The organism is Luteibacter sp. 329MFSha (assembly GCF_900111665.1).
Classification (GTDB): Bacteria; Pseudomonadota; Gammaproteobacteria; order Xanthomonadales; family Rhodanobacteraceae; genus Luteibacter.
Genome location: NZ_FOJE01000002.1, coordinates 538,572 through 551,330 on the forward strand (window position 1 = coordinate 538,572; position 12,759 = coordinate 551,330).

Annotated in this window: 12 protein-coding genes; 6 read left to right on the plus strand and 6 right to left on the minus strand. The window is 67.8% G+C overall.

Annotated elements, in window-relative coordinates:
* Positions 1–190 precede the first annotated feature (190 nt).
* Positions 191–1,129, plus strand: a complete 939-nt coding sequence (locus BMW54_RS13695) for a hypothetical protein (RefSeq protein ID WP_090056915.1) — start codon at positions 191–193, stop codon at positions 1,127–1,129.
* Between the two features lie 217 nt (positions 1,130–1,346).
* Here the strand turns inward: BMW54_RS13695 and BMW54_RS13700 are convergent, their stop codons facing one another.
* Together BMW54_RS13700 and BMW54_RS13705 are read right to left on the minus strand one after the other, a co-directional pair.
* On the minus strand, positions 1,347–1,544 hold the full coding sequence (locus BMW54_RS13700) for a YbdD/YjiX family protein (protein ID WP_217642661.1): 198 nt from the start codon (positions 1,542–1,544) through the stop codon (positions 1,347–1,349).
* A gap of 10 nt (positions 1,545–1,554) precedes the next feature.
* Positions 1,555–3,630, minus strand: coding sequence for a carbon starvation CstA family protein (locus tag BMW54_RS13705; RefSeq protein ID WP_090056919.1), 2,076 nt, complete (start codon positions 3,628–3,630; stop codon positions 1,555–1,557).
* Between the two features lie 186 nt (positions 3,631–3,816).
* Here BMW54_RS13705 and def point away from each other — a divergent pair, with 186 nt between their 5' ends.
* The gene (def, locus tag BMW54_RS13710) at positions 3,817–4,353 is read left to right on the plus strand and encodes a peptide deformylase (RefSeq protein WP_090056921.1); all 537 of its coding nucleotides are present in this window, start codon (positions 3,817–3,819) and stop codon (positions 4,351–4,353) included.
* Positions 4,354–4,375: 22 nt separating this feature from the next.
* On the opposite strand, the gene BMW54_RS13715 is transcribed toward def, so the two are convergent.
* The 4 genes from BMW54_RS13715 to BMW54_RS13730 all read right to left on the minus strand — a co-directional run bounded on the left by BMW54_RS13715 (position 4,376) and on the right by BMW54_RS13730 (position 8,609).
* Positions 4,376–4,759 carry a DNA-binding protein gene (locus BMW54_RS13715; protein WP_139206108.1) on the minus strand — a complete coding sequence of 128 codons (384 nt, stop codon included), beginning with the start codon at positions 4,757–4,759 and terminating at the stop codon, positions 4,376–4,378.
* A gap of 123 nt (positions 4,760–4,882) precedes the next feature.
* Positions 4,883–5,695 (minus strand): orotidine-5'-phosphate decarboxylase, encoded by an 813-nt coding sequence (pyrF, locus tag BMW54_RS13720; protein ID WP_090056924.1) that lies wholly within the window; start codon positions 5,693–5,695, stop codon positions 4,883–4,885.
* Between the two features lie 135 nt (positions 5,696–5,830).
* A complete protein-coding gene (gene ettA, locus BMW54_RS13725) occupies positions 5,831–7,489 on the minus strand; it encodes an energy-dependent translational throttle protein EttA (protein ID WP_090056927.1) in 1,659 nt (552 codons plus the stop codon).
* Between the two features lie 142 nt (positions 7,490–7,631).
* Complete coding sequence (locus BMW54_RS13730) at positions 7,632–8,609, minus strand: zinc metalloprotease (RefSeq protein ID WP_090056929.1); 978 nt, start codon at positions 8,607–8,609, stop codon at positions 7,632–7,634.
* Between the two features lie 207 nt (positions 8,610–8,816).
* Here BMW54_RS13730 and glyA point away from each other — a divergent pair, with 207 nt between their 5' ends.
* From glyA to BMW54_RS13750, 4 genes are read left to right on the plus strand one after another with little or no spacing between them, the layout of a single operon-like run.
* Complete coding sequence (gene glyA / locus BMW54_RS13735) at positions 8,817–10,073, plus strand: serine hydroxymethyltransferase (protein WP_090056932.1); 1,257 nt, start codon at positions 8,817–8,819, stop codon at positions 10,071–10,073.
* A gap of 3 nt (positions 10,074–10,076) precedes the next feature.
* On the plus strand, positions 10,077–10,592 hold the full coding sequence (gene nrdR, locus BMW54_RS13740; protein WP_090056934.1) for a transcriptional regulator NrdR: 516 nt from the start codon (positions 10,077–10,079) through the stop codon (positions 10,590–10,592).
* A gap of 38 nt (positions 10,593–10,630) precedes the next feature.
* On the plus strand, positions 10,631–11,698 hold the full coding sequence (gene ribD / locus BMW54_RS13745) for a bifunctional diaminohydroxyphosphoribosylaminopyrimidine deaminase/5-amino-6-(5-phosphoribosylamino)uracil reductase RibD (RefSeq protein WP_090057127.1): 1,068 nt from the start codon (positions 10,631–10,633) through the stop codon (positions 11,696–11,698).
* Positions 11,698–12,708 (plus strand): Gfo/Idh/MocA family protein, encoded by a 1,011-nt coding sequence (locus tag BMW54_RS13750; RefSeq protein ID WP_090057129.1) that lies wholly within the window; start codon positions 11,698–11,700, stop codon positions 12,706–12,708. The genes ribD and BMW54_RS13750 overlap by 1 nt, the downstream gene beginning before the upstream one ends.
* Positions 12,709–12,759 lie beyond the last annotated feature (51 nt).

Below are 12,759 nucleotides of genomic sequence, written 5' to 3' on the forward strand. Positions count from 1 at the left end.
CGTGGCGCGCTTCCGGGAGCCGCCGCCCCCCGGCGGGCGCCCCCTCATGGACATAAACGGCAACGGACGGCGTTCCTTAAGGGGGACTCGCCGGGGTGTTAGTAAAAAGTAAAACGGGGTATACTCGGGTCGTTCCCGTCAGGCTGAGGCGGGACGCGGGGAAACTCAGCCGTTGCAGAGCACGAACTCCATGCGCCGTTCCTTACTGACCATGCTTCTGTTGATGCCGCTCGCCGCGGCAGGACAGGTGGCGCCGGTCGGGCAGGACGCCACGGCCAACCGTCTGCTCGGCGCCGGCGACCCGACCGATCCGTCCAGCGTGCCGCTCTGGCGCGCTCCCGACGGTCGCGCTCTCTCCCTGCGGTCCGACGATCGCGCCGATCCGACGCAACCCCTGGCCCTGCGGCCGGTGGAATCCGGTCCGGCGTTGACCAGCGGCCTCCAGTACGACATCGGCCCGCGCGTCCAGGCGCATGCCAGCGTGAGCGGACAGGGCTGGATCAATTCGGCCGAATCCTGCGGCGCGGGTAGCCGCGGCGATCGTTGCAGCACGCCGGGGGCTCCTCCGCGCATCGTCGGCAGCGAAGTCGGGGCCACGTATCGCGGCTCGGGCTACAGCGTCGGGCTGGGCGTGGGTTCCAGCCGCCCGACCGGCACGGGCGCGGCATTGCCGCGCGTGCTGCCTGGCCTGGCTACCGCTTCGGGCCTCCCGATCGGCGCGCTCTCGTCCAGCACGGAATTCAACGCGCACGGTCGGGTCGATCTCGGCGCGCGCAGCGGCATCGACCTCGGCGCGAGCATCGGCCGCATCCGGCTCCTGCCGGGCAACCTGCTTGGCATCGGTTCCGTCGACCAGAAGGCCTTGAGCTTCGGCGTGGACCGTGGCCCGCTCTCGGGCCTCATCACCGGCCGCACCATGCAGCCGGAAGCCAACGCGGTGAACGGCCTGAATCCGGACCGTCGCTGGAGCGCGATCGATCTCGGCGTCACGTGGCGCCTGCCATGGCGCGGCGAACTGTCGGTCGGTGCGCAGAACGTGTGGTCGTCGGGCAACGCGCCCAGCGGCCCGGTGGGTCCGGAGCCCGATCAGTCGCGTACGCCTTACGTGCAGTATCACCAGGATCTCTGAGGCGCTTCTCGCGCGTCGGAACAAAGAAAAGCCCGGCTCTCGCCGGGCTTTTTCGTATGGCGCGTCGCGAAGACCGATCGCCCCGGCGTGCGCCGGGGCGACGGGTGAGGGTTCGGGCAGGCTTCTGGTCGCGTCAACGTCATCCCGGTGCAAACCGGGATCCACCGCCGGGCAACCGGTTGTCGCGAGCGGGCCGCATCGGCTCCTGCTCGAGAACTCAGCAGCAGCGCCCGCCGGTCCCTCGATAGCGCGCCTCCTGCCGCTCGCGGAAGAACTCCCCGTAGGACGGCACCGCCCGGTCCGGGTGGTGCTCGCGAAGATGCTTCACGTACACGTCGTAGTCGGGCACGCCGCAGCAGAGCCGGGCGGTCTGCACCGCCCAGCGCCATAGCGATCCCGGATGCATGGTCGCCATGATCCGCTCCTCAGCCCGTCACGCTGGAGAGGGCCACGTACGGCTCTTCCTGCGCGGTCGGCCGGTTGGCCTTCCATGCGCGGACGATCGAACGCAGGGAGAAGAACAGCATCGTCAGCACCAGCAGCATGAACAGGCCAGTGAGGACCATGTCGACGCGGTTGTTCGTGATGATCCGCTGCATTTCCTCGGCGGTCTTGGCCGGCGCGAGGAGCTTGCCCTCGGCGGCCGCGGCGGCGTACTTGTTCGCGGCGGCGGTGAAGCTGATCTTCTCGTCGAAGAGCTTCTGCCAGCCGGCGGTGAGCGTGCAGATCACCAGCCACGCGGCGGGCACCGCCGGAACGAGCACGTACCGTTCCCGCTTGAGTTTGACGGTGACCACCGTGGCCAGCATCAGCGCGATCGCGGCCAGCATCTGGTTGGCGATGCCGAACAGCGGCCACAGCGTGTTGATGCCGCCCAGCGGATCGACCGCACCCTGGTACAGGAAGTAACCCCACAGTCCGACGCAGATGACCGTGGCGACGACGTTGCCGAGCCACGATTCCGTCTGCTTCAGCGGCGCCCAGGCCATGCCGGCCAGTTCCTGGATCATGAAGCGGCCGACGCGCGTGCCGGCATCGACGGTGGTGAGGATGAACAACGCTTCGAACAGGATCGCGTAGTGGTACCACAGCGCCATCATGTCCTTGCCCGGCATGACGTTGTGCAGCAGCTGCGCCATGCCGACGGCGAGCGTGGGTGCGCCGCCGGCGCGGCCGAGGATCGTCCCTTCGCCGATGTTGCGGGCCGTGTCGGTCAGTTCGGCCGGCGTGACGAGGAAGCCCCAGCTGCTGATCGTCTGCGCGGCCTGCTCGGCCGTGGTGCCGACGAGGGCGCCGGGCGAATTCATCGCGAAGTACACGCCGGGGTGGAGCGACGCCGCGGCGATGAGCGCCATGATCGCGACGAAGGCTTCCATCAGCATGCCGCCGTAGCCGACGAGGCGGGCTTCCCCTTCGTTCGCCAGCAGCTTCGGCGTGGTGCCCGAGGCGATGATCGAGTGCCAGCCGGATACCGCGCCGCAGGCGATCGTGATGAACAGGAACGGGAACAGGTTGCCCGCGAAGACCGGGCCGGTGCCGTCGACGAACTTCGTGATCGCGGGCATCTGCAGCGTCGGCGCGGCGAGGAAGATGGCCAGCGCGAGCAGCAGGATCGTGCCGATCTTCAGGAACGTGGAGAGGTAGTCGCGCGGCGCGAGCAGCAGCCACACCGGCAGTACCGAAGCGAAGAAGCCGTAACCGATCAGCAGCCAGGCGAGGGCCTTGGCGTCGAAATCGAACAGCGCCGCGACGGCCGGCGTGTCGTTGACGACCTTGCCGTACCAGATGGATGCGAGCAGCAGGATGAGGCCGATGATCGACACTTCGAGAATGCGTCCCGGACGGATGTAGCGCAGGTAGACGCCCATCAGCAGCGCGATGGGAATCGTCGCCGCGACGGTGAACGTGCCCCAGGGGCTGTGGGTCAGCGCCTTGACGACGACCAGTGCCAGCACCGCCAGCACGATCATCATGAGGACGAGCACGCCGACCATCGCGATCACGCCGGGTACCTCGCCGAGCTCCGCCCGCAGCATGTGGCCGAGGGATCGGCCGTCGCGGCGAAGCGAGAGGCCGAGGATCATGAAATCCTGCACCGCGCCGGCGAAAACCACGCCGACGAGGATCCACAGCGTGCCGGGCAGGTAACCCATCTGCGCGGCCAGGACGGGACCCACCAGCGGACCGGCGCCCGCGATCGCGGCGAAGTGGTGACCGAAGACCACCCATCGGTCGGTGGGCACGTAATCGAGGCCATCGTTGCGCAGCACGGAGGGCGTGGCCCGGGTGGGGTCGAGCTGCAGCACCCGGTTGGCGATCAGCCGGCTGTAGAAGCGGTAACCGATCAGGAAGACGGCGATGGACGCCGTCACCAGCCAGATCGCGTTGATCGGTTCGCCGCGGCGCAAGGCGACGACGCCGAGACACCAGGCGCCGACGATGGCGATGGCAGCCCACAGGAGCTTGCCCGCGGGACTGGGTTTGGGAATGGCGCTGTTCATGGTGTTTGGAGCTCCCCGTGCGGATGAACCAAGGGTCGTCCCCGTCGGCGCGGGGGTCAATCGCCGCGCGGGGTTTCACGTATTAGCCATTGGTCGAATGGCCGCGGCACCGGCGGCGTGCCTCCGCGCTTGAGCGGTGGGCGTTTCGGCGCCATGCTGGAGGCTCCCCCATTCCCCGGGACCCCCATGATTCGCGAGATCCTGAAGATGGGCGACGAGCGCCTCCTGCGCATCGCGCCGCCCGTGCCGCCCGAGATGATCGGTTCACCCGAACTCGATGCGCTGATCGGGGACATGTTCGAGACGATGCACCACGTCGGTGGCGTGGGTCTGGCCGCGCCGCAGATCGGCGTCGACCTGCAGCTGGTGATCTTCGGCTTCGACAGCAGCGAACGGTATCCCGATGCGCCGCCGGTGCCGGAAACGATTCTCCTGAACCCGACGATCGTGCCGCTCTCGGACGAGATGGAGGAGGGGTGGGAAGGCTGCCTGTCGGTGCCCGGCCTGCGCGGCGTGGTCGCGCGCTACGCGAGGATCCGCTACACCGGCGTCGATCCGCACGGCGCGCCCATCGATCGTGTCGCCGAAGGATTCCATGCGCGCGTCGTCCAGCACGAATGCGATCACCTGATCGGGCGCTTGTATCCGTCGCGGATCACGGACTTCTCGCGCTTCGGATTCACCGAGGTGCTCTTTCCGGGGATGGATGTCGCGGACGACTGAGCGCGCGCGACACCCCGCGTTCTTATTCGGCGTCGGCCAGCGCCTCGATGATGACCAGCAGCGCCTTGCGGCGCTCCTTCGGCATGCGGCTGACCAGGCCCACGAGACGCAGTTGCTCGCGGGAATCGGCGCGATAGAGGGCGGGGCTTTCGCGGACGCCCGTGGCGCCGTTGGGCGAGCCACGGCCGGTCGCGAGCCATTCGAAGTTAACGCCGAAACGAGTCGCCATGTCGATCTGGCGCTCGAGTTCGGGCAGGCCGAGATCGCTGAGCCATTTCCGGGCGGTTTCGCGGCTGACGTCGAACAGATCGGCCAGCTGCGTGATTCGGCCGCGGCCTTTCTTCACGCCAGCCATGTCCAGCGCGACATGCAGGCGTTGGGAAAAACCTCGGTTGGTAAGTGGCATTGACAACTCCGGTGGAACGCTATGGCGCTTCTAGCCCGATATTGTTCGATAGCGCGGAGTAGCAGCGTAAGCCTTTTGCAGTTGCTAAATCGTACAATTTGCGACTGCTATTCGCTTGTAAGCTTACGATAAGAAAGAGTTGACCGATTTTCTCATTTCTTCCGCCGCCCGATGTGCTACGTCGGCGAAATCCGAGCCGCTGCCGGCGTAGAGGATGGCGCGAGACGAGGAAATCATCAGGCCTGTGCCATCAGCCGTCCTGCCCTCGCGAACCACGGCCTCCACATCGCCGCCCTGGGCGCCGATGCCGGGAACGAGCAACGGCATGTCGCCGACTTCCCTGCGAACGCGACCGAGTTCTTCCGGCCAGGTGGCGCCCGTGACCAGCGCGCAGTTGCCGTTTCCGTTCCATTCGCGCGCGATGGTCTGCGCTACGCGGATGTACAGCGGTTCGCCGCCGCAGTCGAGCGCCTGGAAATCCTTGCCGCCCGGATTGGACGTACGGCAAAGAAGGATGACGCCCTTGTCCGCGCGTTCCAGGAAGGGCGCCACGGAGTCGTGCCCGAGGTACGGATTCAGGGTGACCGCGTCGGCGTCGTAGCGTTCGAACGCTTCCATGGCGTAATGCTTCGCCGTGGACCCGATGTCGCCGCGCTTCGCGTCGAGGATGACCGGGATGCCGGGATGGCGATCGTGGATGTGCCGGATCAGGCGCTCGAGCACGTCTTCGGCGCGCTGCGCGGCGAAGTGGGCGATCTGCGGCTTGAAGGCGCAGACCGAACCGGCCGTCGCATCGACGATGTCCCGGCAGAATTCGAAGATGCCTTCGGTGCCCGAAAGACCCGCCGGCAGGCGGCCCGGCTCCGGGTCGAGTCCCACGCACACCAGGGAGTCGTTGCGACGCCAGGCGTCCTTCAGGGCGGTCATGAAGTTCATGGACAGGGTTCCGGCGGGGGAGGGGTAGGAGCGCGCCCTGCGCGCGACATCTTCTCGCCAGGCGCAACAGGGCCGTTGCTCATGGCCTCAAAACATGTCGCGCGCAGGGCGCGCTCCTACCATGGCAGGTCTGCGTCAGACCAGCTTCTTGTACTTCACGCGCTTCGGGCCGGCGTCGTCGCCGAGACGGCGCTTCTTGTCGGCCTCGTACTCGTTGTAGTTGCCCGGGAAGAACTCGACGTGCGAATCGCCTTCGAACGCGATGATGTGCGTGGCGATGCGGTCGAGGAACCAGCGGTCATGCGAGATGACCACCGCGCAGCCCGGGAATTCGAGCAGGGCGTCTTCGAGCGCGCGCAGCGTTTCGACGTCCAGGTCGTTCGACGGTTCGTCGAGCAGCAGCACGTTGCCGCCCTGGAGCAGCGTCTTGGCCATGTGCAGGCGGCCACGCTCACCGCCGGACAGCTGGCCGACGATCTTCTGCTGGTCGGTGCCCTTGAAGTTGAAGCGGCCGATGTAGGCGCGAGACTGGATTTCGAAGTTGCCGATCGTGAGGATGTCCGAACCGCCGGAGACTTCCTGCCAGACGTTGTTCTTCGGATCGAGGGCGTCGCGCGACTGGTCGACGTAGGCGAGCTTGACCGTGTGGCCGAGCTTCACTTCGCCGGAGTCCGGCGATTCCTTGCCCATGATCATCTTCATCAGCGTCGACTTACCGGCGCCGTTCGGACCGATCACGCCGACGATGGCGCCGGCCGGGATCTTGAACGAGAGGTCTTCGATCAGCACGCGGTCGCCGAACGACTTGGTGACGTTGCGGAACTCGATCACTTCCTGGCCCAGGCGCTCGCCCGGCGGAATGAAGATCTCGTTGGTTTCGTTGCGGCGCTGGTACTCGACCGAGTTCAGCTCCTCGAAGCGGTTCAGGCGCGCCTTGCCCTTCGACTGGCGACCCTTCGCCGCCGAGCGCACCCATTCCAGTTCCTTCTTGATCGCCTTCTGGCGCGACTTTTCCTGATTGGCTTCCTGCGCGAGACGCTGGTCCTTCTGTTCCAGCCACTCGGTGTAGTTGCCCTTCCAGGGAATGCCGCGGCCGCGGTCGAGCTCGAGGATCCACTCGGCGGCGTTGTCGAGGAAGTAGCGGTCATGCGTGACGGCCACGACGGTGCCGGGGTAGTCGTGCAGGAACGTTTCCAGCCAGTCGACGGATTCGGCGTCGAGATGGTTGGTCGGCTCGTCGAGCAGGAGCATGTCCGGCTTGGAGAGGAGCAGGCGGCACAGGGCCACGCGACGCTTCTCGCCGCCCGACAGCGGGCCGATCTTCGCGTCCCACGGCGGCAGGCGCAGCGCGTCGGCCGCGACTTCCAGCTGGCGCTCGAGGGCATGGGCGTCGTTCGCCGCGAGGATGCCTTCGAGGGCCTCCTGCTCCTTGGCGAGCTTGTCGAAGTCCGCGCCTTCCTCGGCGTACGCCGCGTAGACCTCTTCCAGGCGCTTCTGGGCGTCGAGCACTTCCGAGACGCCTTCCTCGACCGCTTCACGCACCGTCTTGTTCGGGTCGAGGTCGGGCTCCTGCGCGAGGTAGCCGATCTTGGTGCCCGGGTTGGCGCGCGCCTCGCCCTGGAAGTCGGTGTCGACGCCGGCCATGATCTTGAGCACCGTCGACTTGCCCGCGCCGTTCAGGCCCAGCAGGCCGATCTTGGCGCCCGGGAAGAAGGAGAGCGAGATGTCCTTGATGATCTGGCGCTTCGGGGGGACGATCTTGCTCACCCCGTTCATGGTGTAGATGTATTGCATGGGTGCTCCGTCAGGCAAAGCGGGCCGGGGGAGCACGAGCGCGCTCCCGGCAGGCAAACCCCGATTATAACCGGTCGGGGTGACGGGGCGGTGGCCATGCGCGGTGCCGGGACCCCCTCTCGAGGGCCCCGGGGGACGTGCCTCAGAGCAGCGGCGTCAGGAACTCGCGGATGTTTCGCTGGTTGGCCGAGGTGTACCAGCGGCAGCTGATGGTGGCCAGCACGTAGCCCGCCATGCTGCTGGCGCAGGGGAAGGTCTGCGCGTGCTCGTGGACACCCCCGATCGTGTGGCCAAGTTCATGCGCGACGATGTGCCGGGGGCCGGTCCTGCTCGCCATGGCCGACTTGCCCCGGTCGAGGGCGACCCCGACCGCGTTCGAGCCCCAGTTGCCCGCCGGCTTGTCGACGAAAAGCATGTAGCGGGTCAGCGGGCCGGGGTGTCCGCCGACGCCGTCCACGTATTCGAAGCCCCTGAGGTGGACGTCGTGCAGTCGCTCGACCTGGGTGCCGGCGTGGTAGTCGAGGTCGGTGAGCCCGGGAACGCGCGTCTTCAGGAACACCCGGACGGGCTTCCCGGGAATCACGTCGTTCTTCATCTCCTTGAGCCACCAGGCCGTGTACCAGTTGACGAAGCGCGCGTGGTCCGGCTCGTTCGCGTTGTCGTGGAGGAAGATCCAGACGTTCAGCCCGTCGCCACCGGGCTGGTCGGCCTCCGGATCGGGTGGGTTTTCGTCGCCCATGCCCGCGAGGTCGTCGAGGCCGGCGTAGTCGGGGATCCATTCGCCGGAGCGCTTCGCCCTGCCGGCCGCGGACGCTTTCTCGTCGTCGTAGGCGATGTCCAGCCGGTCGCCGAGCCGTACGATCGTGGCTGGCCGACCGTCGACCTGCGCCGCGTAGATGGCTCCGGGCTGGCCGTCGGGACCTTCGAGCTCGACCTCGAGCCGGTCCAGACCCGCGATCTGATGCATGACGCCGTCGTATTCCAGCGCGAACGCCGGGGCGTGGCCGGCGGCCAGGGCGGCGTCGAACGCCGCCGCGGAGGAGCTGGCGTTCGCCGCCGGGCCGGTCGCCAGGCAGCCCGCGGCGAGCGCCAGTGCAAGGGGGAGGTGTCGCAGTCGCATGGTGTCCATTCCTGGGGAGGGGGAGGGTGGGCGTTAGGGCGCCCGTGGTCAGCCTAGGTGCCGCGCCCGTGGGGCGGAGTCGGCCCACTGCTTGTCGGGACGTAGGGGATCGCTCAAACCGGCGTCCCGGCCCTTGTCCGGCTGGCTGCAAACCCCCACGTCGGCTACACTTTTCCCCTTTCCCATGGCTCCCCGCACGAGGTTCAGATGTTCCCGAAGGATGCAACGATCGCCGGTTACGACGACGAGCTCGCCCAGGCCATCGCGGGCGAGGCCCGCCGCCAGGAAGACCACGTCGAACTGATCGCCTCCGAGAACTACGCCAGCCCGCGCGTGATGGAAGCCCAGGGCTCGGTGCTGACGAACAAGTACGCCGAGGGTTATCCCGGCAAGCGCTACTACGGTGGCTGCGAATACGTCGACGTCGCCGAGAAGCTGGCGATCGACCGCCTGAAGAAGCTCTTCGGCGCCGATTACGCCAACGTGCAGCCGCATTCGGGCTCGCAGGCCAACCAGGCCGTCTATTTCGCCCTGCTCAATCCGGGCGACACGATCCTCGGGATGAGCCTCGCCCACGGCGGTCACCTCACGCACGGCGCGAAGGTGAACATGTCCGGCAAGCTGTTCAACGCCGTGCAGTACGGCATCGACCCGGACACCGGCCTCGTCGATTACGCCGAGATCGAGAAGCTCGCGGTCGAGCACAAGCCGAAGATGATCGTCGCCGGTTTCTCCGCCTATTCGCAGATTCTCGACTGGGCGAAGTTCCGCGAGATCGCCGACAAGGTCGGCGCGTACCTCTTCGTCGACATGGCGCACATCGCCGGCCTCGTCGCCGCGGGCGTCTATCCGAACCCGGTGCCGCACGCGCACGTGGTCACCTCCACCACGCACAAGACGCTGCGCGGTCCGCGCGGCGGCATCATCGTGGCGAAGGGCCTGGGCGAGGAGCTCGAGAAGAAGCTGCAGTCGATCGTCTTCCCGGGCATCCAGGGCGGCCCGCTCATGCACGTGATCGCCGCCAAGGCCGTCGCGTTCAAGGAAGCCCTCGAGCCGGCCTTCACCGATTACCAGAAGCAGGTGGTCGCCAACGCGAAGGCCATGGCGAAGACGTTGATCGAACGCGGCTACAAGGTCGTGTCCGGCGGCACCGAGAACCACCTCATGCTGATCGACCTGATCGGTCGCGACGTCACGGGCAAGGACGCCGAAGCCGCGCTGGGCAAGGCGCACATCACGGTGAACAAGAACGCGGTGCCGAACGATCCGCGTTCGCCGTTCGTCACGTCCGGCCTCCGCGTCGGCACGCCGGCGATCACCACCCGCGGCTACAAGGAAGCGGAGACCATCGAACTGGCGACGTGGATCTGCGACGTGCTCGACGCGCCGGGCGACGAGGCCGTGATCGCGGCCGTTCGCAAGAAGGTCACCGAGCAGTGCGCGAAGTTCCCGGTCTACGGCTGATCGATGCACTGTCCGTTCTGCCAGCATGAAGACACGCGCGTCATCGACTCCCGCCTCACGGAGGACGGGAGCACGGTGCGTCGCCGCCGTGAGTGCCCGCAGTGCGGCGAACGCTTCAATACGTTCGAAACCGCCGAACTGAAGCTCCCGGCGATCGTCAAATCCGGCGATCGCCGGGAGCCGTTCGACGAGCACAAGCTGCGCGTGAGTTTCGAGCGCGCCCTGCAGAAGCGCCCGGTCGCGAGCGACGCCGTGGACACCGCCGTTCGCGCGGTGGTCGACGACCTTCGCCGCAGCGGCGAGCGCGAAGTGCCGTCGCGCCAGGTGGGGGAGCTCGTCATGCGCGAACTGAAGAAGCTCGATCAGGTCGCTTACGTGCGCTTCGCTTCCGTCTACCGCCGCTTCGAGGACGTCCACGCGTTCCGCGAGGAGATCGAGAAGCTGGAGCGCGACCTGCCGTCGATGGAAGGGCTGCAACTGCCGCTGCTCGAGGCGGCCAGGCGAGGACGCAAGTCCTGATGTCGCGACCGTTCTTCCCCGCCATGGACCATGTCCACATGGCGCATGCGCTGCGTCTCGCCGCGCGGGGCATGCACACCACCCAGCCCAATCCGCGCGTCGGCTGCGTCATCGCGCGCGGTGAGACGGTACTGGGTACCGGCTGGCATCCGCGCGCGGGCCAGCCGCATGCGGAAATCTTCGCGTTGCGCGAGGCCGGCGATTCGGCGCGCGGCGCCACCGCCTACGTCACGCTCGAGCCCTGCGCCCACTTCGGCCGCACGCCGCCCTGTGCGGATGCGTTGATCGCCGCGGGCGTCGGTCGCGTCGTGATCGCGCACGAGGATCCGTTCGACAAGGTCGACGGTGCGGGCATCGCGAAACTGCGCGAGGCCGGTATCGGGGTGCAGGTCGGCCTGATGCGCGATCAGGCGCGTGAACTGAACATCGGTTTCTTCAGCCGCATCGAGCGCGGACGTCCCTGGGTGCGCGTGAAACTCGCGATGAGCCTCGACGGGCGCACGGCGCTGGCCGATGGCTCGTCGAAGTGGATCACCGGTGAGCCCGCCCGTGCGGATGTGCAGCGCTGGCGCGCTCGCGCGTCCGCCATCCTCTCGGCCAGCGGTACCGTCCTCGCCGACGATCCGCGACTCACCGTGCGCCTGCCCGGCGACGAGCCGTTCGTGCCGCCGCTGCGCGCGATCCTCGACAGCCGTCTGCGCACGCCCGCCGGTGCGAACGTGCTCGATGGCGCGGCGCCGACCCTGCTGCTGCATGCTCCGGATGCCGTCGTGCCGGCGCATCTGGAAACCGTCGAGCGCAGCACGGTCCGCCGCGACGATCACGGCGGCCTCGACCTGTGCGCCGCGCTTCACACGCTCGCCCTGCGCGACGTCAACGAAGTGCACGTCGAGGCCGGTCCCGTCCTGTGCGGTGCGTTGCTGGCCGCCGGCCTGGCCGACGAGTTGCTCGTGTACGTCGCGCCGATCCTCCTCGGCAGCAGCGCCCGGCCGATGCTGACGCTGCCGCCGCTGGACGACATGGCGGCGCGCTGGAAGCTCGATACCGTCGACCGTCGTCAGGTCGGCGACGACACGCGACTGCAGCTGCGGCCGCTGGCCCGGTGATTCCGGCGCGTCCGCTCGCGCAGGTCCGCTGGGGCATCGTCGGATGCGGGGCGGTCACCGAAGTGAAGAGCGGCCCCGCGTTCCAGAAGATCCCCGGCTCCTCGCTCGTGGCGGTCATGCGCCGCGATGGCGACAAGGCGCGTGACTACGCGATGCGCCATGGCGTGCCGCGCTGGTACGACGATGCCGCCGCGTTGATCGCCGATCCGGAGGTCGACGCGATCTACGTCGCGACGCCACCCTCGAGCCATCGCGAGTACGCGCTGATGGCGATCGCCGCGGGCAAGCCGGTCTACGTCGAGAAGCCGATGGCGATCGATCACGCCGAATGCCAGGCCATCATCGATGCGGGCGAAGCGGCCGGCGTGCCCGTCTTCGTCGCCTATTACCGGCGCATGCTGCCGCGTTTCCGACGCATCGCGGCGTTGCTCGCGGAGCATGCGATCGGCACGCCGCGCCTCGTCAACGTCCTGCTGCACCATCCGTTCGAAGCGCGTTACCGCGATCCGGCGAACCTGCCCTGGACGGTGCGCCCGGAGATCTCCGGCGGCGGCATCTTCGTCGACATCGGCTGCCACACCCTCGACATCCTCGACTTCCTGCTGGGGCCGATCGTCGACGCGCGCGGCATGGTCTCGAACCAGCTCGGCGCCTATCCCGCGGAGGACACGGTGGCGATGGCCTTCCGCTTCGACAGCGGCGTGCTCGGAACCGGGCTGTGGAACTTCGCGGCCGATCGTCGCGAGGATCGCGTCGAGATCGTCGGCGATCGCGGCCGCCTCGTCTTCGCCACGTTCGGCGACGGGCCGATCCGCGTCGAGACGGACGGTCGCGTGGACGACATCGTCGTCGCCAATCCCGAACACATCCAGCAGCCGCTGATCGCGTCCATCGTCGCGGAACTCACGGGGCAGGGCCCCTGCCCCTCGACCGCGCGCACCGGTGCGCGCACCAGCTGGGTCATGGACCAGGTGCTGGCGAAACAACCTGGCCCGATCCCTCCACGGTAGGAGCGCGCCCTGCGCGCGACATCTTTTCGTGAGGAGCGACAGGCCTCGCCA